General features: G+C 68.8%; 19 protein-coding genes and 4 tRNA genes. 11 read left to right on the top strand and 12 right to left on the bottom strand.

From position 1 onward, the window contains the following. Nucleotides 1-97: 97 nt before the first annotated feature. The 3 genes from M2283_RS12635 to M2283_RS12625 form a co-directional block, all read right to left on the bottom strand. Nucleotides 98-2,236 carry a DEAD/DEAH box helicase gene (locus M2283_RS12635; protein ID WP_280876214.1) on the bottom strand — a complete coding sequence of 713 codons (2,139 nt, stop codon included), beginning with the start codon at nucleotides 2,234-2,236 and terminating at the stop codon, nucleotides 98-100. A 236-nt stretch (nucleotides 2,237-2,472) separates the two neighbouring features. After that, nucleotides 2,473-2,997: a hypothetical protein gene (locus M2283_RS12630; RefSeq protein WP_280876213.1), complete on the bottom strand. Its 525-nt coding sequence runs from the start codon at nucleotides 2,995-2,997 to the stop codon at nucleotides 2,473-2,475. A gap of 76 nt (nucleotides 2,998-3,073) precedes the next feature. Further along, nucleotides 3,074-3,424 (bottom strand): metallopeptidase family protein, encoded by a 351-nt coding sequence (locus tag M2283_RS12625; RefSeq protein ID WP_280876212.1) that lies wholly within the window; start codon nucleotides 3,422-3,424, stop codon nucleotides 3,074-3,076. Between the two features lie 85 nt (nucleotides 3,425-3,509). Between M2283_RS12625 and M2283_RS12620 the strand changes: the two genes are divergently transcribed. From M2283_RS12620 to M2283_RS12585, 8 genes are all read left to right on the top strand, one after another. After that, nucleotides 3,510-5,114, top strand: a complete 1,605-nt coding sequence (locus M2283_RS12620; protein WP_280876211.1) for a metallophosphoesterase family protein — start codon at nucleotides 3,510-3,512, stop codon at nucleotides 5,112-5,114. Between the two features lie 81 nt (nucleotides 5,115-5,195). After that, nucleotides 5,196-5,268: transfer RNA gene (locus M2283_RS12615), tRNA-Glu, on the top strand. Between the two features lie 402 nt (nucleotides 5,269-5,670). Then, nucleotides 5,671-5,745 (top strand) — tRNA-Asp (locus M2283_RS12610). Between the two features lie 27 nt (nucleotides 5,746-5,772). Then, nucleotides 5,773-5,846 (top strand) — tRNA-Phe (locus M2283_RS12605). 146 nt (nucleotides 5,847-5,992) lie between these two features. Next, nucleotides 5,993-6,346 carry a hypothetical protein gene (locus M2283_RS12600; protein WP_280876210.1) on the top strand — a complete coding sequence of 118 codons (354 nt, stop codon included), beginning with the start codon at nucleotides 5,993-5,995 and terminating at the stop codon, nucleotides 6,344-6,346. 75 nt (nucleotides 6,347-6,421) lie between these two features. After that, nucleotides 6,422-10,366, top strand: a complete 3,945-nt coding sequence (gene hrpA / locus M2283_RS12595) for an ATP-dependent RNA helicase HrpA (RefSeq protein WP_280876209.1) — start codon at nucleotides 6,422-6,424, stop codon at nucleotides 10,364-10,366. A 94-nt stretch (nucleotides 10,367-10,460) separates the two neighbouring features. Continuing rightward, nucleotides 10,461-10,535: transfer RNA gene (locus M2283_RS12590), tRNA-Asp, on the top strand. 180 nt (nucleotides 10,536-10,715) lie between these two features. Then, nucleotides 10,716-10,916 carry a DUF6274 family protein gene (locus M2283_RS12585; RefSeq protein ID WP_280876208.1) on the top strand — a complete coding sequence of 67 codons (201 nt, stop codon included), beginning with the start codon at nucleotides 10,716-10,718 and terminating at the stop codon, nucleotides 10,914-10,916. Nucleotides 10,917-11,372: 456 nt separating this feature from the next. Here the strand turns inward: M2283_RS12585 and bldC are convergent, their stop codons facing one another. After that, nucleotides 11,373-11,579, bottom strand: a complete 207-nt coding sequence (bldC, locus tag M2283_RS12580; RefSeq protein WP_003949541.1) for a developmental transcriptional regulator BldC — start codon at nucleotides 11,577-11,579, stop codon at nucleotides 11,373-11,375. A 533-nt stretch (nucleotides 11,580-12,112) separates the two neighbouring features. Further along, nucleotides 12,113-12,955 (bottom strand): hypothetical protein, encoded by an 843-nt coding sequence (locus M2283_RS12575; RefSeq protein WP_280876207.1) that lies wholly within the window; start codon nucleotides 12,953-12,955, stop codon nucleotides 12,113-12,115. Between the two features lie 220 nt (nucleotides 12,956-13,175). On the opposite strand from M2283_RS12575, the gene M2283_RS12570 reads away from it, so the two are divergent. Then, entirely contained in the window at nucleotides 13,176-14,279 is a 1,104-nt protein-coding gene (locus M2283_RS12570) for a Leu/Phe/Val dehydrogenase (RefSeq protein WP_280876206.1), read from the top strand. Between the two features lie 281 nt (nucleotides 14,280-14,560). Next, nucleotides 14,561-14,812, top strand: a complete 252-nt coding sequence (locus tag M2283_RS12565; protein ID WP_280876205.1) for a DUF3073 domain-containing protein — start codon at nucleotides 14,561-14,563, stop codon at nucleotides 14,810-14,812. A gap of 72 nt (nucleotides 14,813-14,884) precedes the next feature. On the opposite strand, the gene purM is transcribed toward M2283_RS12565, so the two are convergent. The 5 genes from purM to M2283_RS12540 form a co-directional block, all read right to left on the bottom strand. After that, nucleotides 14,885-15,967 carry a phosphoribosylformylglycinamidine cyclo-ligase gene (gene purM / locus M2283_RS12560; RefSeq protein ID WP_280876204.1) on the bottom strand — a complete coding sequence of 361 codons (1,083 nt, stop codon included), beginning with the start codon at nucleotides 15,965-15,967 and terminating at the stop codon, nucleotides 14,885-14,887. 44 nt (nucleotides 15,968-16,011) lie between these two features. Next, a complete protein-coding gene (gene purF, locus M2283_RS12555; RefSeq protein WP_280876203.1) occupies nucleotides 16,012-17,538 on the bottom strand; it encodes an amidophosphoribosyltransferase in 1,527 nt (508 codons plus the stop codon). Nucleotides 17,539-17,599: 61 nt separating this feature from the next. After that, on the bottom strand, nucleotides 17,600-18,046 hold the full coding sequence (locus M2283_RS12550) for an META domain-containing protein (RefSeq protein WP_280876202.1): 447 nt from the start codon (nucleotides 18,044-18,046) through the stop codon (nucleotides 17,600-17,602). A gap of 56 nt (nucleotides 18,047-18,102) precedes the next feature. After that, a complete protein-coding gene (locus M2283_RS12545) occupies nucleotides 18,103-18,900 on the bottom strand; it encodes a maleylpyruvate isomerase family mycothiol-dependent enzyme (protein ID WP_280876201.1) in 798 nt (265 codons plus the stop codon). Between the two features lie 33 nt (nucleotides 18,901-18,933). Continuing rightward, complete coding sequence (locus tag M2283_RS12540; protein ID WP_280876200.1) at nucleotides 18,934-19,575, bottom strand: TetR/AcrR family transcriptional regulator; 642 nt, start codon at nucleotides 19,573-19,575, stop codon at nucleotides 18,934-18,936. 78 nt (nucleotides 19,576-19,653) lie between these two features. Between M2283_RS12540 and M2283_RS12535 the strand changes: the two genes are divergently transcribed. Continuing rightward, a complete protein-coding gene (locus M2283_RS12535) occupies nucleotides 19,654-21,147 on the top strand; it encodes an MFS transporter (protein WP_280876199.1) in 1,494 nt (497 codons plus the stop codon). Here the strand turns inward: M2283_RS12535 and M2283_RS12530 are convergent. Both M2283_RS12530 and M2283_RS12525 read right to left on the bottom strand, forming a co-directional pair. Continuing rightward, nucleotides 21,132-21,335, bottom strand: coding sequence for a DUF397 domain-containing protein (locus M2283_RS12530; protein ID WP_280876198.1), 204 nt, complete (start codon nucleotides 21,333-21,335; stop codon nucleotides 21,132-21,134). The two genes, M2283_RS12535 and M2283_RS12530, sit on opposite strands and share 16 nt — an antisense overlap. Then, the gene (locus tag M2283_RS12525; protein WP_280876197.1) at nucleotides 21,332-22,252 is read right to left on the bottom strand and encodes a helix-turn-helix domain-containing protein; all 921 of its coding nucleotides are present in this window, start codon (nucleotides 22,250-22,252) and stop codon (nucleotides 21,332-21,334) included. The genes M2283_RS12530 and M2283_RS12525 overlap by 4 nt, the downstream gene beginning before the upstream one ends. Nucleotides 22,253-22,414 lie beyond the last annotated feature (162 nt).

Genomic DNA, 22,414 nt, shown 5'->3' with positions numbered 1-22,414 from the left:
ACCGAAGTCGTACGGGCCCTTCCTCAAATCAACCGGTCTCAGTTCAACCGGTCTCAGTTCAACCGGCCTCAATTCAACCGGCGTCGGCTACTCGCCGTCAGCCGTTGCGCTTCCAGCGCGGCTTGTCGTCGCGGCGGCCGAAGGAACCGGTGCCGGTACCCGTGCCGGTGGTGCCGCGGTGGCCCGGGCGGTCGTGGCCGCCGGCGCGGAAGCCGGGGCGGTCGCCCTGGCGGTCACGGTTGAACGGGCGGTCGCTGCCCCGGTGACCGGTCGCGGGGCGGTCGTCACGGCGGAAGCCGCCACGGTCGTTGTCCCGACGGTCGTTGTCCCGGCGGAAGCCGCCCGAACCCGAGGGACGCTCGTCACGGCGCTCGAAGGAACGGCCACCACGGTCGCCTTCACGGCGGTCGCTGTTGAAGCCGCCGGAGGGACGGTCGTCACGGCGCTCGAAGGAACGGCCACCACGGTCGTTGCCACCACGGTCGTCGCGACGGAAGCCACCGGACGGGCGGTCGTCACGACGCTCGAAGGAACGGCCACCACGGTCGTTGCCACCACGGTCGTCACGGCGGAAGCCACCCGAGGGGCGGTCGTCACGACGCTCGAAGGAACGGCCACCACGGTCGTTGCCACCACGGTCGTCGCGACGGAAGCCACCCGACGGGCGGTCGTCACGACGGTCACGGCGCTCGTAGTTGCCGCGCTCGTCACGCTGCTGACGCGGACGCTCGTACGAAGAGGACTCCTCGCGCGCCGGCGTCTCGACGACGGCCTGCGCCGCCGCTGCCTCGACCACCGCCGCCGCCTTGGCCACCGCGGCCTCCGGGTCGTCGCCCCGCTCACGGGCGGCGCGGGCGATCAGTCGGTCGGACTCCTCGCGCAGCTCGGACGCGCGGCGCGTGGCCCGCTCCAGCTCCTTGGTGAGCTGGGCGACCTCGCGCTCGGCCTGCTGCGCGGCGTCGCCCGCCGACTGGGCCTGGACCTCGGTCATCGAACGGGCGCCGGTGATCTCGGCGACCTCGGGCTCGAAGGCCGTACCGGAGTTGATGATGTGACGGCCGGCGTCGACGCCCGCGTCCTCCATCTGCCGGAAGATCTGCCGCCGCTGGTGCGGCAGGGAGAGGGACACGACGGTGCCGGTGCGGCCCGCGCGAGCGGTACGCCCCGCACGGTGCAGGTAGTCCTTGTGGTCGCCGGCCGGGTCCACGTTCAGGACCAGGTCGATGCCGTCGACGTGGATACCGCGGGCGGCGACGTCGGTCGCGACGAGCGCGTTGACGTAGCCGTCCTTGAAGTCCGCCAGCGTCCGCGTACGGGCGCCCTGCGTCATGCCGCCGTGCAGCGCGTCGGCCTTCACGCCGGACTCGCGCAGCTGCTCGGCGATGCGGTCGGCGCCCAGCTGGGTGCGGACGAAGATGATCGTGCGGCCCTTGCGGGAGGCGATCGCGGCGGTGACCGGCGCCTTGTCCTTGGGCTTCACGATGAGGATGTGGTGGGACATCGTCGTGACGTTGCCCTGCGCGCTGTCGACCTCGTGCGTGACCTCGTCGGTCAGGTAGCGCTTGACCAGCGTGGAGATCTCGTTCTCCATCGTGGCCGAGAACAGCATGCGCTGGCCGCCGGCCGGGACCTGGTCGAGCAGCTCGGTGACCTCGGGCAGGAAGCCCAGGTCGGACATCTGGTCGGCCTCGTCGATGACGGCGATCTGGATGTTCTCCAGCGAGCAGGCGCCGCGGTTGATGATGTCGCGCAGGCGGCCCGGGGTGGCGACGAGGACGTCGACGCCGCGCTCCAGGGCGTAGATCTGGTTGCCCATCGACGTACCGCCGCAGACGACCTTCATCTTGAGGCCGAGCACGTCGCCGTAGGGCTGCAGCGCGTCCGCGACCTGCATCGCGAGCTCACGGGTCGGGGTGAGGATGACGGCGCGCGGCTTGTGCTTCTCGGTGCGGCCGCCGGCCAGCTGAGCCAGCGCCGGCAGACCGAAGGAGAGGGTCTTGCCGGAGCCGGTGCGGCCACGGCCGAGGATGTCCTTGCCGGCCAGGGCGTCCGGGATGGTCGCCGCCTGGATCGGGAAGGGGACCGTCACGCCGTTCTGCGCGAGCTTGCGCACGACGCCCTCGGGGAGACCGAGCGACGCGAAGGTCACCTCGGGCGCCTCCACGGCGGCGTCCACGGTCGTCTCGTCGCCCTCGTTCTCGGGCATGACGACGTGATCAGTACTGGAAATGGACATGCGAATGCGAAACCTTCCGGAGTATCCGTCGGCACGCGCCCGTCAACTCCGTGATTCGCTATCGACCGCCTCAATGCGGTCCGCCACGGCAAGGGAGAGTACGCGCCACACGGCGCGCTCTGCAGTGGCGCCGGGCAATGGGATCAAACGATCTACCACCATACGCACCCTGCACCCCCGACGGCAAACGAAGTCAGCCTGACTTGACGTAGCTCACATCCGCCGGGGCCGCAGGTCTACGCCGGTGTACCCGCCGTGGGGGCCGGCTCCCGGTCCGCCAGCTGCGGACCCGCCTCCGGGTGCGCCGACGACGAGGGCTCGGCGGACGGCGGCGGGGGCTCGGGGGAGGCGGGCGGCTCCGGTGAGGCGGGCGGGGGCGGGGGCTGCTCGGACTGCGTGGGGGTGGGCTGCGCCTTCGTCGGCGCCGGAGCGCCCGGCTTCTGCGTCTTCCCCGGGCCGCCGTTCGCGGGAGCCGACGCGCTCGCGTCCGCCGACGGCGACGCGGACGGACTCGCCGACTCCCCCGGCTTCCCGTGGCCCTTCTTGCCCCCGTGCTTGGCGTCTCCGGCCGGTCCGAGCCCGGAACCGCCGCCCGACAGCTCGGTACCCCCGTCCGGCGCCTCAGCGCCGTGCCGCCCCGCGGAGTGCGACGGCTTCGCGCTCCCGCCCTCACCGTCGTCCCCCACGCTCATACAGCCGGCCACAGCGGCGACGGCCACGACCGTGACCGCGAGACGAACGGGTACGTACAAGGCGCGCACGGGCAGCCACCTCCGAGCGGGGAAAGGGAGTCAACCTCCCCAACTCCCGCCGCCCACAAGAGGACACGCACCGCGCTCACCCGTAGCCCAGAGCGTGCAATCGCGCGTCGTCGATCCCGAAGTGATGGGCGATCTCGTGCACCACCGTCACCTCGGTCTCCGCCACGACCTCCTCCCGCGTCTCGCACATCCTGAGCGTCGGCCCGCGGTAGATCGTGATCCGGTCCGGCAGGACACCGGCGTACCACTCACCCCGATCCGTCAGCGGAGTCCCCTCGTAGAGCCCGAGCAGCTCGGGATCCTCCTTCGGCGGCTCGTCCTCGACGAACACCGCCACGTTGTCCATCAGCCGCGTCAGCTCCGGCGGGATCCGGTCCAGCGACTCGGCGACCAGTTCCTCGAACTCCTCGCGCGTCATCTCCAGCACACGCCCATTGTCAGCCACCGGACGCCCGTACGAGAGACATGGACCCACCCGCATATCCGACCGCGCACTTGGGCATACGGGACCAATGGTCCGCGTCCCCGCCGCCGTACTGTCCGCCCTGCACCGGCTACGAAGGGTTCCGCGCACCCTCGCCCGCAGTCACCGGGCCCGCCGTCCGCAGCCCACCACCGCACTCGTCCCCCAGACCCACCCCTGGGTCCGCGCCCTCGGCCTCGTCGCCGTCGTCCTCCTCGGCGCCTGGCTGGGACTGCTCGTCGTCGGCAACGTCCGCGTCCCCGTCGGCCCCATGAACACCACGATGACCCTGCGTCCCTCCCTCACCGGCGGCACAAAGATCAACATCTCCCCGCTCGGCGCCCTCCAGCTCAACAGCCACAACGCCCCCGTCCGCCTCGACGTCAACGTCGACCAGCTCGACCCGGTCCGCGCCCAGGCCCTCGTCGACCACCCCGAACGCCTCTCCGGCCTCCAGGACGAGGTCGCCCACGACGTCGAACACGGCACCCTCGACCTCGCCGTCCGCTCCGCCGTCGCCGTCGTCTCCGGCGCCACCGCCCTCAGCCTCGCGGTCTACCGCCGCCCCGGCCGCGCCCTCGCCGCCGGCACCACCGCCCTCGCCCTCCTGCTGGCCAGCGGCGTCTCGGCGTACGCGACCTGGAACTCCGAATCCATCCTGGAGCCCAAGTACTCCGGCCTGCTCTCCTCGGCGCCCTCCCTGGTCGGCAACGCGCGCAACATCGTCACCGAATTCGACGTCTACCAGAAGGAGTTGGCCCGCCTGGTGACGAACGTGACCAAGCTCTACGACGTCACGTCCACGCTCCCGGCCTACCAGCCCGACCCGACCTCGATCCGCGTCCTGCACGTGTCCGACATCCACCTCAACCCGGCGAGCTGGAAGATCATCGCCTCGCTCGTGGACCAGTACAAGGTCGACGTCATCGTCGACTCCGGCGACACCATGGACCACGGCACCGCCGCCGAGAACGGCTTCCTCGACCCCATCGCCGACCTCGGCGCGCCCTACGTCTGGGTCCGCGGCAACCACGACTCCCGGGCCACCCAGCGCTACCTGGAACGCATGAAGAACGTCCACGTCCTCGACAACGGCCACGCCGAGACCGTCGCCGGCCTGCGCTTCGCCGGCATCGGCGACCCGCAGTTCACGCCCGACCGCTCGAACGCGGAGGGCGCCGACGCCTCGGAGGAACTCGCGGGCGCCCGCCTCGCCGCGGCCCTGCACGACCAGAAGGCCGCCGGCACACCCGTCGACGTGGCCGTCGCCCACGAACCCTCGGCCGCCCGCGGGACGGACGGCGAGGTGCCGCTCGTCCTGTGCGGACACCTGCACCACGAGGGCGACGAGATCCTCAAGTACGGCACCCGGCTGCGTATGGAGGGCTCCACCGGCGGCAGCGGCCTGCGCGCCCTCGAACACAAGTACCCGGCCCCCATCGAGGCCTCGATCCTCTACTTCGACCGGGACACCCGCCGCCTCCAGGCCTGGGACGCGATCAAACTCGGCGGCCTGGGCGAGACGACCGCCGAGGTCTCCCGCCACCTCCCGGCCGACAACAAGCCGGGCGCCGTCCCGTCGTCCCCGGCTCCGTCCGTTCCCACCCCGCCGTCCTCGTCTTCCCCGGGGTCCTCGTCCCCCTCCACCCCGTAAACTGTTTTGGCGATCCCTCCCGGGATCCCATATGCTCCTCACGTCCCCTGACGCGTCGCGAGACGCCCAGGCGAGCCGAGAGCCCTCATCGTCTAGCGGCCTAGGACGCCGCCCTTTCAAGGCGGTAGCACGGGTTCGAATCCCGTTGGGGGTACTGGCTTTCAGCTGAACGACAAAGGTGATCGGCCCGAGGATTCCTCGGGCCGATCGCCTTTGACGTGCTCCCCGTCTCGTGCTGCCCATGAGCGAACAACTGGCACAGCGACAACGCCCCCCGCCGCCCTCTACGCAGCCGCGGCGATGGCCGGCTACAACCCCAGCACCCTGGTGGAGGAACCGCCTCACACTCGACAAGTGGAGCCACGTCACCGTGAACCAGGTGGGCCTGGACCCCTTCTCGCATGAGGCGGGGCACACCCCGTGGTCTGATACGCTTTTCCAGCGACATCGGCCGCCGGCCAGTGCGAATCGAAGGTCGCAGCGTCACTCCCCACGAGAAAACAATCGCGTTGGGAACACGCAACTCCGTGTGCGAGACTGTCACACGCAACAGCATGGTCCTGTGGAGCAGCTTGGAGTGCTCGCCACCCTGTCAAGGTGGAGGCCGCGGGTTCAAATCCCGTCAGGACCGCTGAGGTTCCTTTTCAGGGAACCTCGTGGCTGGGTAGCTCAGTTGGTACGAGCGATCGCCTGAAAAGCGATAGGTCGCCGGTTCGATCCCGGCCCCAGCCACCTTCCAAAGGCCCCGTCCAGACGGACGGGGCCTTTGTCGTGTGCGTTCCGCTTGGCAGCGTCTCCGCCCGCCGCTACCTTCTGGGCTGATCGGTGACTCAGGGCGCCGGCTGACGCGTGTGGGGCAGGGGACGATGAAGCGGGATATGGCCGGGACCGCCGGGGCTCTTGCGCTGGAGCGGGATCGGGCTCGGTTCGGGCTGATCGCCGTGGTGTTCAGCAATCTCGCGATCGTCGGGGTGGCGCTGTTCGGGGTGTGGCGGCTGGACGGGGACAAGGCGGTGATGGTCGGGGTGCTGGCATCCGCGTTCACCGCGGTGAGCAGCATGACCACGGCGTATCTGGGGATCAAGGCCGTCTCCAACACGGCCCAGTCCTTCGCGATGGGCGACGGCGAGCCGCGCAACCAGTCGGCGCCGGGCGCATCCCCGCCTGCCGATGCCGTGCTGCCCGCCCCCGTACCTCCCTCCGCCACCCCTCCCGAGCAGCGCGTTCCCTAGGGCCGGCGTCGGTCAGGGCGTCAGGCGGCAAATCGTTCGCCATGGATTTCTCCGGGATGAGATCCTGGATCCCGTATGTCTACGCACCCTGCCCCCGCCCTCGGCGCCCTCGCCCCCCGCCTGACCGAGTTGTCTCTGCGCGATGCGCATCGGCTCGGGCGCAGGCTCGAAGGCGCGCGCAAGATTCGTAAGCCGGAGGCTCGGGCCGCCGTCCTCGCCGAGATCGAGGTGGAGGTCGGCCGGGCCGAGGAGCGGATGGGGGTGCGGCGGGCGCGGGTGCCCGCGGTCTCGTATCCGGAGCAGTTGCCGGTCAGTCAGAAGAAGGACGAGATCGCGGCGGCCATCCGGGATCACCAGGTCGTGATCGTGGCCGGTGAGACGGGGTCCGGGAAGACCACGCAGATCCCGAAGATCTGTCTGGAGCTCGGGCGGGGTGTCCGGGGCATGATCGGGCACACCCAGCCCCGGCGGATCGCCGCTCGTACGGTCGCGGAGCGGGTCGCGGAGGAGTTGGACACGCCGCTGGGTGAGGCGGTGGGCTGGAAGGTGCGGTTCACCGACCAGGTGAGTCCGGACGCGACCTTCCTGAAGCTGATGACGGACGGCATCCTGCTCGCGGAGATCCAGACCGACCGTGAGCTGCGCGCCTACGACACGATCATCATCGACGAGGCGCATGAGCGGTCGCTGAATATCGATTTCCTGCTCGGTTATCTGGCGCAGTTGCTGCCTCAGCGGCCTGATCTGAAGGTCGTGATCACGTCCGCGACCATCGACCCCGAGCGGTTCTCCCGGCATTTCGGGGACGCGCCGATCGTCGAGGTGAGCGGGCGGACGTATCCGGTGGAGGTGCGGTACCGGCCGCTGCTGGAGGAGGACGCCGAGGACTCCGACCGGGATCAGATCACGGCGATCACGGATGCCGTCGAGGAGTTGATGGGCGAGGGGAAGGGGGACATCCTCGTCTTCCTCTCCGGGGAGCGGGAGATCCGGGACACCGCGGATGCCCTTGAAAAGAAGAAGTACCGGTTCACCGAAGTGCTGCCGCTGTACGCGCGGCTCTCGCACGCCGAGCAGCATCGCGTGTTCCAGCAGCACAGCGGGCGCAGGATCGTTCTGGCTACGAACGTCGCGGAGACCTCGCTGACGGTCCCCGGCATCAAGTACGTGATCGACCCGGGCTTCGCCCGGATCAGCCGGTACAGCCATCGCACGAAGGTGCAGCGGCTGCCGATCGAGGCGATCTCGCAGGCAAGTGCCAATCAGCGCAAGGGTCGTTGTGGGCGTACGTCCGACGGCATCTGCATCCGGCTCTTCACCGAGGAGGACTTCCTCGCGCGGCCGGAGTTCACGGACGCGGAGATCCTTCGTACGAATCTGGCCTCCGTCATCCTGCAGATGACCGCGGCCGGGCTCGGCGAGATCGAGAAGTTCCCGTTCCTCGATCCGCCGGACCATCGCAACATCCGTGACGGCGTGCAGTTGTTGCAGGAGCTCAACGCGCTGGACCCGGCGCAGAAGGATCCGCGCAAGCGGCTGACGGAGACCGGTCGCAAGCTGGCGCAGTTGCCGGTGGACCCGCGGTTGGCCCGGATGGTGCTGGAGGCCGATCGGAACGGCTGTGCGCGGGAGGTGATGGTGATAGCCGCCGCGCTGTCCATCCAGGACCCGCGCGAGCGCCCCGCCGAGAAGCAGGCGCAGGCCGATCAGCAGCACGCCCGGTTCAAGGACGAGACCAGTGACTTCCTGGCGTATCTGAATCTGTGGCGGTATGTCCGTGAGCAGCAGCGTGAGCGGGGCTCGTCGTCGTTCCGTCGCATGTGCAAGCAGGAGTACCTGAACTTCCTGCGGATCCGTGAGTGGCAGGACATCTACACCCAACTGCGCACGGTGGCCAAGCAGATGGGGATCCATCTGAACGAGGAGGACGCGGCCGACCAGAGCGTCCACGTCTCTCTCCTGGCCGGGCTGCTGTCGCACGTCGGTATGAAGGACGTGAAGGACGGCAACAAGAACGAGTATCTGGGCGCGCGGAGCGCGAAGTTCGCGATCTTCCCGGGTTCGGCGCTGTTCAAGAAGCAGCCCAAGTTCGTCATGTCGGCGGAGCTGGTGGAGACTTCGCGGCTGTGGGCCCGGGTCAACGCGAAGATCGAGCCGGAGTGGGTCGAGCCGCTCGCCGAGCACCTGTTGAAGCGGACGTACAGCGAACCGCACTGGGAGAAGGACCAGGCGGCCGTGATGGCGTTCGAGAAGGTCACGCTGTACGGCGTACCGATCGTGGCGCAGCGGAAGGTGAACTACGGGCGGATCGATCTGGAGGTCAGCCGTGAGCTGTTCATCCGGAACGCGTTGGTGGAGGGCGACTGGCGCACGCACCACAAGTTCTTCGCCGACAACCGTCGACTCCTCAGCGAGGTCGAGGAGTTGGAGCATCGGGCGCGGCGTCGGGACATCGTGGTCGACGACGAGACGCTCTTCGACTTCTACGACGAGCGGGTGCCCCAGGATGTGGTGTCCGGGGCGCACTTCGACTCGTGGTGGAAGCGGCAGCGGCACGAGCAGCCGGAGTTCCTGGATTTCGAGCGGGAGATGCTCATCCGGGAGTCGGCTCAGTCGGTCACGAAGGACGACTATCCGGACTCGTGGCGGCAGGGGCAGTTGAAGTTCCGGGTGACGTACCAGTTCGAGCCGGGTGCTGATGCGGACGGGGTGACGGTCCATGTGCCGTTGCAGGTGCTCAACCAGGTCACGGACGAGGGCTTCGAATGGCAGATTCCGGGGCTGCGGGAGGAAGTGGTCACGGAGTTGATCCGTTCCCTGCCCAAGCCGATCCGCCGCAACTACGTACCGGCGCCGAACTTCGCGAAGCGCTTCCTGGACACGGCCGTCCCCCTCCAGGAGCCGCTGACCGTCACGATGGCGCGTGAGTTGAAGCGCATGGTCGGAGTGCCGTTCACCGCGGACGACTTCGACTGGTCGAAGGTGCCGGAGCATCTGCGGATCACGTTCCGGATCGTGGACGAGCGGCGGCGCAATCTCGCGGAGGACAAGGATCTGGAGGCGCTGCGGCTGCGGCTGAGGCCGAAGGCCCGTCAGGCGCTCTCCCAGGCCGCTGCGGCCACCGCCGAGCGCGAGGGCGGCCAGTCGCTGGAGCGCAAGGGCCTCACGGACTGGACGATCGGCACGCTGACCCGGGTGTTCGAGACGCGTCGGGCCGGTCAGCCGGTGAAGGCGTATCCGGCGCTGGTGGACGACGGCGACACGGTCTCCGTACGCCTCTTCGACACGGAGGCGGAGCAGGCGGAGGCGATGTGGAAGGGCACGCGGCGGCTGATCCTGCGCAACATCCCGGTGAATCCGGCGAAGTTCGCGTCGGAGAAGCTGACGAACGTCCAGAAGCTGGCGCTGTCGTCGAATCCGCACGGTTCGATCCAGGGGCTGTTCGACGACTGCGCGATGGCGGCGGCGGACCGGCTGATCGCTGACTTCGGGGGGCCGGCGTGGGACGAGGAGTCGTATCGGAAGCTGTTCGACAAGGTGCGGGCGGAGATCGTCGACACGACGGTGCGTGCGGTGGAGCAGGTACGGCAGGTGCTCACCGCCTGGCAGTCCTGTGAGCGCCGCCTGAAGGCCATGAACAGTCCGACGCTGCTGCCCAACCTCCGGGACGTACGGGGGCAGTTGGACGCCCTCGTGAAGCCGGGCTTCGTGACGGCGGCGGGGCTGCGGCGCCTGCCCGACCTCCTGCGCTACCTGACCGCGGCCGACCGGCGCCTGCAGCAGATGCCGACCGGCGTGCAGCGGGACACGTCCCGGATGGAGAAGGTGCACGAGATGCAGGACGAGTACGCCTGGCTGCTGGAGCAGATGCCCCAGGGCCGGCCGGTCCCGTCCTCCGTGCTGGACATCCGCTGGATGATCGAGGAGCTGCGGGTCAGCTATTTCGCCCACGCGCTGGGCACGGCGTACCCCGTCTCGGACAAGCGGATCGTGAAGGCGATCGACGCGGCGGTCCCGTAATCACCCCTGCACGGTGGGTGAGTTCGACCAGTACCCCACCGCTCCTGTACAGTCTCTTCTCGCAGCGCAACGCACCAATCGCACTGCGAAACCTGGTCCTGTGGAGCAGCTTGGAGTGCTCGCCACCCTGTCAAGGTGGAGGCCGCGGGTTCAAATCCCGTCAGGACCGCAGCAGAAAGAGCCCGGATCTTCGGATCCGGGCTCTTTCGCGTGCGGGCACCTGCTGGTCGGCACTTCCGGTTCAGATCCCTCAAGAGTCCCTCATCGCCCCTCGCCGTCTTGACGGCGTCACATTCGCTCGGTACCCAGAGACCAGGGCACGTTCCCGTGCGGCCCCTGGAGGTGGCGTATGGCGGCTTCGGTCAGGCACGAGACGCGGGCGTTGCTCCGTGCGCACCTGGCGGCCGCCACGTCCTACCGGCATCTGACGCGTCACTGCCCGATCTGCCATCGTCTGCTGCGACAGGAGTTGGACTCTGTGCCGCCGGCCGACGCGGTGGCCGACGAGGTCGTCGAGGTCGTCGAGGAGGAGAGTCCTGCCGGAGCGTGACGCTCCATTAGCGCACTCTCATGCGGGGTGACAAGGACTCTGGCATGTGACGGGAGTCACTGCATGAGTTTCTGAAACCGAGGAATTTACCCCTCTCCTACAACTGGTCAATTTTATATGTGCAATTGCACCAGTGGCCGGGCTCCCCGTCAGCCTCCTGTCAGGCTCCCCGGGGGCTCGCGCACAGGAGATCCGACAGCCCTCCCCAGACTCCGACAAGGCCGCTCACAGCCCCACCGGTCCCACCCGCCACATCCACCGCACGCGCACAAAAAAGATCGCGCTGGACCCGGCGGAGTCCAGCGCGATCGACGACGCACCCTTGTCACGTAGTGGGAAAGCCCGGAGGGGCTTGGGCGTGGGCTCTGTTGGGGCAGAACCCGCGTCGTTTGGAGCTAGTGATCGGACGTATCGACAAGTTGGGGGACCTGCCGGTTTGCCCGGTTATCCAGTTGTTCAGGCCTCGCTGCGCTGCTGCGGGATGCCCGCGAGCAGAGCACGGACCTCCGCCTCTCGGTAGCGGCGGTGCCCGCCGAGCGTGCGGATCGACGTGAGCTTGCCGGCCTTCGCCCACCGCGTGACCGTCTTGGGGTCAACACGGAACATCGTGGCGACCTCAGCCGGGGTCAGCAGCGGCTCGGCATCAGGGGTGCGAGCGGTCATGAGCGGCCTCCTCGGGAGAACCGAACCATCTCGGTTCTTTCCTCTAAATTCTGCACCTTGACCCGCGTTGCCCGAAATGGCGGACGCGAGTCGAGTCGGTTATAGGACGAACGGCTTGTCCTCGGCACTACAACTACACCATCTGTCCAACCGCGTAGGCCAAACCGATGGAATTGCCCCTCCAGGTGTCCATCAGCGACGGAAGCCGATGGACCATGCCATAGCGGACAGTCACGCCACTGTGACGATCAGTCACAGGGCGATCAGGAGTCATCAGACCCCCCAAAGCGTGCAATGCGAGCGAAGTCCTCCCCGGACTCCTTGTCCTATTTTGGCATGAGGAGGGGCAAGGGACGCAAGGGCCGCGTACGTGCGGTCCGTCACGCTTGCCCCTTGTTGACGCATTGTTGACACATAAGCCCGGATCGGGACCTACGTCCCATGTCGACGCGACATCAGGAAGCAAGGGCGACTCGCACGAGTGCACGAGCCGGTGTCAGGACGAAACCCCAAAACGGGCGATTCGTCAAACGTCAGTTCGCCGAGCGCCGATCCCTGACCGACCGCCAGCGCTCCACGAGGCGCGCGTACGCCGCCCCCGCGGCCGCTCCGTCGCCGTGCCGCAGGGCCTCGATGCCCTCGGCCACGTCCGCCGCCGAGTGGTCGCCCTCCAGATCGCCGGCCGGCAGGGTGTGCACGAGGCCGCCGTAGTCCAACTCGACCAGCGAGCGCGGATGGAACTCCTCCAGCCAGCGCCCGACGTCGAGCAGACCGTCCATCAGCGGCCCCTCGTCGAGGGTGTCCCGCAGTGTCCGCAGGGCCCGCGCCACGCGCCGCCGGGCCTGCACCATCGGCGTCCGGTAGCGCAGCGCGGGCGGGATCTCGCCGGAGCCCTTGTCGAAGCGCCGCTCCTCATCGGAGACGAGCACGAACCAGTGCAGCGGCACCTGCCAGGTCGCGGTGCGGATCCACGGGCGGGCGTCCGGGTTGCGGAGCAGCCAGCGCTCGTAGTCCTGGGTCGCCTGACGTCGTACGACCTCGGGCAGTACCGCTTCCAGGACCGGGGCCGGCAGTTCCTCGGCCAGCTCCTGGAGGGCCTGCCAGCCGCGCAGGCGGGTGCGCCAGGGGCAGACACAGACCACGCCGTCGGCGTCGAGCACGAAGGCGTCGCTGCTCTCGTGCACCGGCACCGGGATGGGCGGGGTGGGCAGCAGGTCGGCCAGGGAGCGGCGCAGCTCGTCCTGGTAGGAGGGACGGTCGGGCCGGCGGGCGTACCGCGCCCAGTGGCCGCGCTCCGGTTCCGGGAAGGCGGCCAGCGGTTCGTAGACGCGCAGGTACGTCGCGTACGGGACGATCACCGAGGACACCTTGGGCACGCCTGCTCCATCCCCCGCCCACCAACGGGAAAACCTGCGGAACCCGCTCACAAACGGGCGGGAAATCTATCCAAATCGTCGCACGGACCCATCTTGTGAGTACGTGATCCTGAGCACTGCGCGGTGGCCGGGCGCCCCAAGGCCCTAATCTCATGTCACAGCCCCCGCCACCCATGGGAGCTCGTCTCCAACCGCCGCTACTTACCCGGGAGTCACTACAGTGACCGACGTAACCGGCGCACCTGCTGACGCACTGCACACCCTGTTCCACACGGATCAGGGCGGTCATGAGCAGGTCGTGCTCTGCCAGGACCGCGCCAGCGGCCTCAAGGCCGTGATCGCCATCCACAGCACCGCTCTGGGCCCCGCGCTCGGCGGTACGCGCTTCTACCCGTACGCGAGCGAGCAGGAGGCCGTCGCCGACGCGCTGAACCTCGCCCGCGGGATGTCGTACAAGAACGCCATGGCCGGTCTCGACCACGGCGGCGGCAAGGCCGTGATCATCGGCGACCCGGACCGCGACAAGACCGAGGAACTCCTGCTCGCCTACGGGCGCATGGTGGCCTCGCTCGGCGGCCGGTACGTCACCGCGTGCGATGTCGGTACGTACGTCGCCGACATGGACGTCGTGGCCCGTGAGTGCCGCTGGACGACCGGGCGTTCGCCCGAGAACGGCGGCGCGGGCGACTCCTCCGTGCTGACCGCGTTCGGCGTCTACCAGGGCATGCGGGCCAGCGCCCGGCACCTGTGGGGCGACCCGTCGCTGCACGGCCGCAGGGTCGGCATCGCGGGCGTCGGCAAGGTCGGCCACCACCTGGTGGCGCACCTGCTGACGGAGGGCGCCGAGGTCGTCGTCACGGACGTCCGCGAGGAGGCCGTACGCCGGATCCTCGACGCGCACCCGGCCGGCGTGAGCGCGGTCGCCGACACCGAGGCGCTGATCCGGGTGGAGGGGCTCGACATCTACGCGCCCTGCGCGCTCGGCGGGGCCCTGAACGACGACTCCGTGCCGGTGCTGACCGCCTCGATCGTGTGCGGCGCGGCCAACAACCAGCTGGAGCACCCGGGCGTCGAGAAGGACCTCGCCGACCGCGGGATCCTCTACGCGCCGGACTACGTGGTGAACGCCGGCGGGGTCATCCAGGTCGCCGACGAGCTGCACGGGTTCGACTTCGAGCGGTGCAGGGCGAAGGCGGCGAAGATCTACGACACGACGCTGGCCATATTCGCACGTGCGAAGGAAGACGGTATTCCGCCGGCCGCCGCGGCCGACCGGATCGCCGAGCAGCGGATGCACGAAGCGGCTCTGAAAAGGGCCCGCTGAGGTTTGGCCGGTACCCGTCGGCGGGCAGTTAGAGAGAACTCTCACGTCCGTCGGCGGGTCGCCCGCGAAGAAGTGGTTAAAATCGCGGTTGACCAGCGGGGACGGGGCGCCTCGCAGGGGGTGGACCCGGGCCCGTCGTGCGGGCGACGTACCGTATGGGCGTGGGCTCAGGTACCGTGGAAGCCCTACGGACCGGTCTCTCCACGGAGAGCCCGTTCCAGATCATGAACGCGTGTCAAGACTCTGGGGCCGTCGAGCCCCGTCACCGAGGGGGTCGAGCCATGGGGCGCGGCCGGGCCAAGGCCAAGCAGACGAAGGTCGCCCGCCAGCTGAAGTACAACAGCGGCGGGACTGACCTGTCGCGTCTGGCCAACGAGCTGGGCGCTTCGACTTCGAACCAGCCGCCGAATGGCGAGCCGTTCGAGGACGAGGACGACGAAGACGACCCGTACTCGCAGTACGCGGATCTATATAACGACGACGAGGACGAGGACGACGAGTCCGGTCCTACGTCTCAACGCCGCGGCGCTTGACTGTCCAGCGTCGCTCGACCCGGTCCATGCGGTTACCCCCGCCGGACCGGGTTTTGCGCTGCTTGGTGAGCTTCAGCTCGCGTAGTCGCCGATGAGCGCCGCGCCCGTCGCGTGGTCGCCGCGGTCGGTGATCTCGCCGGCCACCCATGCCTCGACACCCCGGTCCGCCAGGGTCGCGAGGGCCACGTCCGTGGACTCCTCGGGGACGATGGCGATCATGCCGACGCCCATGTTGAGGGTCTTCTCCAGCTCCAGGCGCTCGACCTGACCGGTCCTGCCGACCAGGTCGAAGATCGGGTCCGGGGTCCAGGTGGCGCGGTCCACGATCGCGTGCAGGGCGTCGGGGACGACCCGGGCGAGGTTCGCGGCGAGGCCGCCGCCGGTCACGTGCGAGAAGGCGTGCACGTCGGCGGTGCTCGTCAGCGCCAGGCAGTCCAGCGAGTAGATCTTGGTCGGCTCCAGGAGCTCCTCGCCGAGGGTGCGGCCGAGCTCGTCGATCCGCGCGTCCAGGGACAGGCCCGCCTGGTTCAGCAGCACGTGCCGGACCAGCGAGTACCCGTTCGAGTGAAGACCGGAGGACGCCATGGCGATCACCGCGTCACCCGTACGGATGCGATCGGGGCCCAGCAGCCGGTCGGCCTCCACCACGCCCGTACCGGCGCCGGCGACGTCGAAGTCGTCCTCGCCGAGCAGACCCGGGTGTTCGGCCGTCTCGCCGCCCACCAGGGCGCAGCCGGCCAGCACGCAGCCCTCCGCGATGCCCTTGACGATGGCGGCGACCCGCTCGGGGTGGACCTTGCCGACGCAGATGTAGTCGGTCATGAACAGCGGCTCGGCGCCGCACACCACGATGTCGTCCATGACCATCGCGACCAGGTCGTGGCCGATGGTGTCGTAGACGCCCAGCTGCCGGGCGATGTCGACCTTGGTGCCGACGCCGTCGGTGGCGGAGGCGAGCAGGGGGCGCTCGTACTTCTTCAGGGCGGAGGCGTCGAAGAGTCCGGCGAAACCGCCGAGGCCGCCGAGGACCTCGGGGCGCTGGGTCTTCTTCACCCACTCCTTCATGAGTTCTACGGCGCGGTCGCCCGCGTCGATGTCGACACCTGCTGTTTTGTAAGAAGCAGCTGGGTAGCTGGCACCAGTTGTCTCAGGCATGACGGTGAGAACCTTCGTGTCGTACTGCAGGTCTGACGGGCGGTCTACGGGCGACGGATCGCGTCGGCCGCGGCCGTGGCGGCCGGCCCTGCGGCCAGCTCGGTCTCCAGGAGCTGCTTGCCCAGCAGCTCGGGGTCCGGGAGCTCCATCGGGTACTCGCCGTCGAAGCACGCGCGGCACAGGTTCGGCTTGGCGATGGTGGTCGCCTCGATCATGCCGTCGATGGAGATGTACGACAGGGAGTCGGCGCCCAGGGAAACGCCGATCTCGTCGATGGTCATGCCGTTGGCGATCAGCTCCGCGCGCGTGGCGAAGTCGATGCCGAAGAAGCAGGGCCACTTCACGGGCGGCGAGGAGATCCGGATGTGGACCTCGGCCGCGCCGGCCTCGCGGAGCATGCGCACCAGGGCGCGCTGGGTGTTGCCGCGCACGATGGAGTCGTCGACGACGACCAGGCGCTTGCCCTTGATGACTTCCTTCAGCGGATTCAGCTTCAGGCGGATGCCGAGCTGCCGGATGGTCTGCGAGGGCTGGATGAACGTACGGCCCACGTACGCGTTCTTCACGAGACCGGCACCGAAGGGGATGCCGGAGGCCTCCGCGTAGCCGATGGCGGCCGGGGTGCCGGACTCCGGTGTCGCTATGACCAGGTCGGCCTCGACGGGGGCTTCCTTCGCGAGGCGGCGGCCCATCTCGACCCGGGAGAGGTAGACGTTGCGGCCAGCGATGTCGGTGTCCGGGCGGGCCAGATACACGTACTCGAAGATGCAGCCCTTGGGCTTCGCTTCCGCGAATCGCGAGGTACGCAGGCCGTTCTCGTCGATGGCGACGAACTCGCCCGGCTCGATCTCGCGGACGTAGGCGGCGCCGCAGATGTCGAGGGCGGCGGACTCGGAGGCGACGACCCAGCCGCGCTCGAGGCGGCCCAGGACCAGCGGGCGGATGCCCTGCGGGTCGCGCGCCGCGTAGAGGGTGTGCTCGTCCATGAAGACGAGGGAGAAGGCACCGCGCACCTTTGGGAGGACCGTGTGAGCGGCCTCCTCGATGGTCAGCGGTGTGCCGTCCTCGTCGGACTGGGCGGCGAGCAGCGCCGTGAGCAGGTCGGTGTCGTTCGTCGCCGCGACGCGCGGGGTACGGCCCTCTTGCTTGGGCAGGTCGGCGACCATCTCCGCGAGCTGCGCGGTGTTGACCAGGTTGCCGTTGTGACCGAGCGCGATGGAGCCGTGCGCGGTGGCACGGAACGTCGGCTGGGCGTTCTCCCACACGGAGGCGCCGGTGGTCGAGTAGCGGGCGTGACCGACCGCGATGTGACCCTGGAGCGAACCGAGCGAGGTCTCGTCGAAGACCTGGGAAACGAGCCCCATGTCCTTGAAGACGAGGATCTGCGAGCCGTTGCTGACCGCGATTCCCGCGGATTCCTGGCCTCGATGCTGTAGGGCGTAGAGCCCGAAGTAAGTGAGCTTGGCGACCTCTTCACCGGGAGCCCAGACTCCGAAGACGCCGCAAGCGTCCTGGGGTCCTTTCTCGCCGGGGAGCAGATCATGACTGAGTCGACCGTCACCACGTGGCACGGCACCGAGTGTAGGCGAGATCGACCACTGGTCCGAATTGGGGTTACTCGCCGGTAGTGGATCACTCGTCGGCGACGGCGCGGACGCTCGTGCCGTTTTCGCTGGTCAGCGTGAGGGTGTCGTGATCGACTCGATAGCCGACCCGGCCGTCGAAGAGGCCCAGCAGCGAGCGTTCGGTGCCCATGAGTGAGGCGTCGCACATCATTCGGGTGGTGGACGGACGGCCGAGCGTGATGTGTCCGGCGCGTACGGTGGCCGTCGCGTTGACGGCGTTGCAGCCGAGCCGGCCGCCGACCTTGCCGCTCTTGGCGTCGAAGGCGAGGTACGGCTTGCCCTGCACCTTCTTGGTCGCGCCGTCCGCGGTGATGTCCTGGACCCGCCAGTCCACACCGGTGACGGGCCGCTCGGCATCGACCGAGCCGCTGCCACCGGTCGCCTTCTCACTGCCGCACGCCACGACGAGCGGGAGGATGGCCAGGACGGCGAGGGTGAATCGCTGTTTGTCCATGGGGATGGGACGGGAGGGACGGGGGACAGGTTCCCTCCGGCATGCCCAGGGTCACTTCACCCCATGACCGGCAGCAGCCCGCCCAGATCCGACCGCTCCCCACTCGCGCTGACCTTCGCCTCCTCTACGGCGTCCTTCCACCGCGTCCGCCCGGTCGCGAGCCGGAGCCAGGTCAGGGGGTCGGTCTCGACGACGTTGGGCGGGGTGCCTCGGGTGTGCCGGGGCCCTTCGACGCACTGCACGACGGCATACGGCGGGATCCGCACCTCCGTCGACGCGCCGGGAGCCTTCACGGCCAGGGCGTCGGCCAGCAGCCGGGTGCAGGCGGCGAGGGCCTGGCGGTCGTACGGGATGTCGAGGCCGGGGACGGCGGCGTTGAGGTCGTCGGTGTGGACGACGAGTTCGACGGTGCGGGTGACCAGGTAGTCGGCCAGGGGCAGCGCGCCGGCGTTGGTTTCGAGCAGCCGGGTGCCGGGGTGGGTGTCGAGGTGCCCGGTGAGGGTCTGCTCGACGTCGGCGAGGTAGGCGTCGAGGTCGGGGTGCTGTGCGGCGAGCTTCCGCGTGAAGTCGGCGATGGCCGAGGAGCTGGCCGCGGTGGCGAAGGGCCAGTCGAGGATCACGACGTCCTGCGCGGGCGGGGCCGGCCGGTCCAGGGAGCGGTGGACGGCGGTGACCGCCATGCCGATGTGCGCGACCAGCTCCCGTACGGTCCACTCGCCCAGGCGTGTGGGCAGGGCGAGTTGCTCGTCGGACAGGGTGCGGACGGCGTCCCGCACGTTTCCGAGCTGGGCGAACACCGCGGCGCGGGTCTTGACGGGGTCGTACGTACGCGCGCGCTTCTTGGCCGTGGGCATGACGGTGAGCCTAATCCTTGTCCCGGGGCAGTCTCACGGCGTTCTGGACGGGTAGTCGCCGAGCCCGCTCTCCACCAACGCGAAGGCGCGTTCGGCACGTTCGGGGGCCTCGGCGGCGACCGTGGCGACCGGTTCGCCGGCGTCGATACGGCGGTAGTGCTCCTCGATCAGGGCGTTGCGGGCGGCGCTGATCATGGCGGCGGCGACCGTGGCGAGCATCAGGTCGCCGGTCTCCTCGGCGAGGTGGGCGGCCAGGTCCCGCGTGCCTCGCTGCGCTGCCAGGAAGGCCCGCTCCATCAACACCGGTGTGCCCATGACGAGTTCGCGCAGTTGGCGGGTGAACGGTTCGCTGTGCAGCCCGACCGCCGGATCGCGGGTCTCGACCATCTCCAGGAACTGCCGCCGTACGGCGTCCACGGCGGACTCACCGGGCTCGCGCTCGCGCACCGCGCGGGCGGCATCGCCGAAGTGCTCCTCCGCGAACCAGAAGACCAAGTCCTCCTTGGTACCGAAGTAGTTGAAGACGGTCATCTTGGAGACGTCGGACGCGTCGGCGATCTCCTGCACGGACACGTTGTCGAAGCCGCGCTCGGAGAAGAGGGCGATCGCGGTCCGGACGATCCGCCTCGCGGTCTCCAGTTTCTTGCGCTCGCGCAGTCCCATCACCTCGGTCACGGGTTCACTGTACCAAGACGAAATTTAATCCCGGATGAAACATTGACTGGGTACACTAACCCCTTGCATGGTGGTCCCATGACCGAGACCCAGCGGAAAATCGGCTTCGTCGTCTGCCTCGTCACGATCGTGCTGGCCCTGCTCGACCTGCAGATCGTGTCGGCGGCCACGGTCCCGATCGTCCGGGACCTGGACCCCGCCCACGGCATCGACAAGATCCCGTGGCTGGTCAGCGCGTACGCGCTGGCGTCGGCGGCGATGCTGCCGCTGTACGGCAAGCTCTGCGACGTACACGGCCCCAAGCGGGTCTTCACCGCGGCGATCGCGACATTTCTGCTCGGCTCGGCGCTGTGCGGTGCCGCGCGGTCGATGGACCAGCTCATCGCGGCGCGTGCGCTCCAGGGGCTGGGCGGGGGCGGGCTGATGAGCATCACGATGGTGGTGATCGCCCATCTCAAGGGACCGGGTGAGAAGGACTCCGGCAAGGGTGCCAACGCCGGTGGACTGGTCGCGGGCGGTGCGATGGCGATCGGCCCGTGGATCGGCGGTCTGCTCGCCGATCATGCGAACTGGCGGTGGATCTTCTACGTCAACCTGCCGGTGGGGGTGGCGGTGTTGGTGACGACTGCTTTCGCCCTGAAGCTGCCCGAGCACCATGTCCGGCGCCCGTTGGACTACTTGGGCGCGGGGTTGGCGGCCGGGTTCTCCAGCGCGCTGCTGTTGCTGACGGACTGGGGCGGCAAGCGGTACGGGTGGGCTTCGCCGGAGATCGTGGGCCTGGCTCTCGTGACCGCCGTGACGCTCGCCCTGTTCCTGTGGCGCCAACTTCGGGCGCCCGAGCCGGTGTTGCCGCTGTCCCTGTTCAAGGTTCGCGAACTGCGGCTGGGCTTCGCGGTGCAGGCGATTCTCGGTGGCGCGATGATGTGCGCGATCTACTACGTCCTGATCTATCTGCAGGTCGCGCGTGGCATCGCCAGTTCGTCGGCGGGGCTCTTCCTGGTGCCGCTGGCGGTGGGGCTGGCGGTGGCGGGTCTGCTCACCGGGCCACTGGGGGCACGCGGGTGGTCGGCTCGAACGTTCACGCTCAGCGGTACGGCGACGACGGCACTCGCGTTCGCCCTGCTGGCCACGACGATCGGTCCGGACACGTCCCTGTGGCTCATCCGGGCGGAACTCCTGTTGGCCGGGGCCGGGTTCGGCCAACTCGTCGGGCAACTGATCCTGTTGGTGCAGAACTCCGCGCCGCGCCACCAGTTGGGGGTGGCCACGACTTCGATCCGCTTCTTCCAGACGCTGGGCAACGCGCTGGGCACGGCCGTGTTCGGTACGGTGCTGGCCCGTTTCTACGCCGGGCACGGGCCCGGTGGGGACATCACGGGCCTGGCCCACCTGACGGGGGCGGCTCGCATGGCCGGCGTACGGGCCTTTGTGGATGCGACGCAGGTGGTGTTCTGGGGTGGGGCCGCATTGATGGCGCTGGCCACGGTGTTGGCTTGGCGGTTGCCCAGGTCCGGAGAGGTGGAGGGTGGTTCGGTGCCGGGTGGCGACCGCGCCGCCTATGCACGCACGTGAGTCACGAACGCGGTGAACACGTCTGGGGGGAGCGTGAGAGTGGGGCCGTCCGGGATTTTGGAGTCACGGAGGGCTATGCCGGCGTGGGTGGGGATGAGGTTGGCCACCTCGACGCAGTTGCCGCCCGAGTCGTTGCTGTAGGACGACTTGAACCAGGCGGATTCCGGTACCAGTTGGGGCGTAGTCATGGTCGTTCCATCTCTCGTGCCAGTTGCTTCAAGAAGTCGGTGGTATCCCTGGGGCCGGGGGCCCCAGCCCGCATGGCGTCGAACCGGCGGGAGTAGCGCCAGAGTTCGGTGTCCTTGTCCGTCAGGCTGACGGTGTCCTGGCCGTCCTTGCTGACGATGGTGGGCAACGGGGACTCGAACTCCATGAGCACGAAACTCTCGGGTGACCGGTAGACCGGTTGGGACCAGGGAAGGATCTGCACCGTCACGTGGTCCAGCGATGTGAGCTCCGCCAGGTATTCGTACTGTTCCCGCATCACGTCCGGACCGCCGTAGACCCGTCGTACCGCAGCCTCTTCGAGGATCGCGTGGACCTCCACCGGCCGAACTGAGCGCGTGATGACCTCCTTGCGCCTCATCCGGATCTCGATGTTGCGCTCCACGAACTCCGTCGTGCGCTCATCGATCGGCTTGGCGATCTCGAACTGCGCTCGCGCATACGCGTCCGTCTGGAACAGCCCGTACATCACGCACGGCTCGTAGACGCGGAGGATCTTGGCGTCCCCTTCGAGGCCGACGCTCATACCGAAACCGGACGGCATGAAGCTCCGGTACGGCGACCACCAACCCCGGTCCAGCGAGTTCTTGTGGATTTCCAGCAGGAACTCCACATCGTCCGGGTCATCGACTCCGTACCGCTCCAGCAACACCTTGAGGTCCTGGGTCTTGGGCAGACCCGTCAGCCCGTTCTCCACCCGGTACAGCTTCGACTCGGTGAAGCCCAGTCCCTGTACCGCCTGCGCCAAGGTAAGGCCCCTGCCGTCGCCGTCGTCGCTGACCGCGTTCTGGCGAAGCCGCCGCAGCTCCTGCCCCAACTGCATGCGCCGGATCGTCGGCCCCGTCTTCGTTGCCACCGTGCCCGCCCCTCCCGCGGTCATGCCCGCGAACAGTATGCCGATGCCCGGCACTTGACGCCCCGTGCCCAGCTCCTCACTGCCCGTGCCCCGAGTCTGACACTTGCTGCCCACCGCACGCAGGCGCATGCCCACCTTCCGGCATTTGCCAGTTCTCGTGGAATTTCCACGTTCGATTGCCTCGCC

The organism is Streptomyces pseudovenezuelae, from assembly GCF_029892565.1.
GTDB classification, from domain to species: Bacteria; Actinomycetota; Actinomycetes; order Streptomycetales; family Streptomycetaceae; genus Streptomyces; species Streptomyces pseudovenezuelae_A.
Note: the sequence above shows the minus strand (reverse complement) of the source record. Positions and strands in the feature narration are given on the sequence as shown.

Excerpts from the sequence above, each read along its gene's own strand:
- M2283_RS12525 (WP_280876197.1), bottom strand. The coding sequence starts at position 22,252 with ATGACCGCGGGAGGGGCGGGCACGGTGGCAACGAAGACGGGGCCGACG.
- M2283_RS12535 (WP_280876199.1), top strand. The coding sequence starts at position 19,654 with ATGACCGAGACCCAGCGGAAAATCGGCTTCGTCGTCTGCCTCGTCACG.
- M2283_RS12550 (WP_280876202.1), bottom strand. The coding sequence starts at position 18,046 with ATGGACAAACAGCGATTCACCCTCGCCGTCCTGGCCATCCTCCCGCTC.
- M2283_RS12635 (WP_280876214.1), bottom strand. The coding sequence starts at position 2,236 with ATGTCCATTTCCAGTACTGATCACGTCGTCATGCCCGAGAACGAGGGC.
- M2283_RS12585 (WP_280876208.1), top strand. The coding sequence starts at position 10,716 with ATGGCGGCTTCGGTCAGGCACGAGACGCGGGCGTTGCTCCGTGCGCAC.
- M2283_RS12530 (WP_280876198.1), bottom strand. The coding sequence starts at position 21,335 with ATGACTACGCCCCAACTGGTACCGGAATCCGCCTGGTTCAAGTCGTCC.
- hrpA (WP_280876209.1), top strand. The coding sequence starts at position 6,422 with ATGTCTACGCACCCTGCCCCCGCCCTCGGCGCCCTCGCCCCCCGCCTG.
- M2283_RS12600 (WP_280876210.1), top strand. The coding sequence starts at position 5,993 with ATGGCCGGGACCGCCGGGGCTCTTGCGCTGGAGCGGGATCGGGCTCGG.
- M2283_RS12545 (WP_280876201.1), bottom strand. The coding sequence starts at position 18,900 with ATGCCCACGGCCAAGAAGCGCGCGCGTACGTACGACCCCGTCAAGACC.
- purM (WP_280876204.1), bottom strand. The coding sequence starts at position 15,967 with ATGCCTGAGACAACTGGTGCCAGCTACCCAGCTGCTTCTTACAAAACA.
- M2283_RS12565 (WP_280876205.1), top strand. The coding sequence starts at position 14,561 with ATGGGGCGCGGCCGGGCCAAGGCCAAGCAGACGAAGGTCGCCCGCCAG.
- bldC (WP_003949541.1), bottom strand. The coding sequence starts at position 11,579 with ATGACCGCTCGCACCCCTGATGCCGAGCCGCTGCTGACCCCGGCTGAG.
- M2283_RS12620 (WP_280876211.1), top strand. The coding sequence starts at position 3,510 with ATGGTCCGCGTCCCCGCCGCCGTACTGTCCGCCCTGCACCGGCTACGA.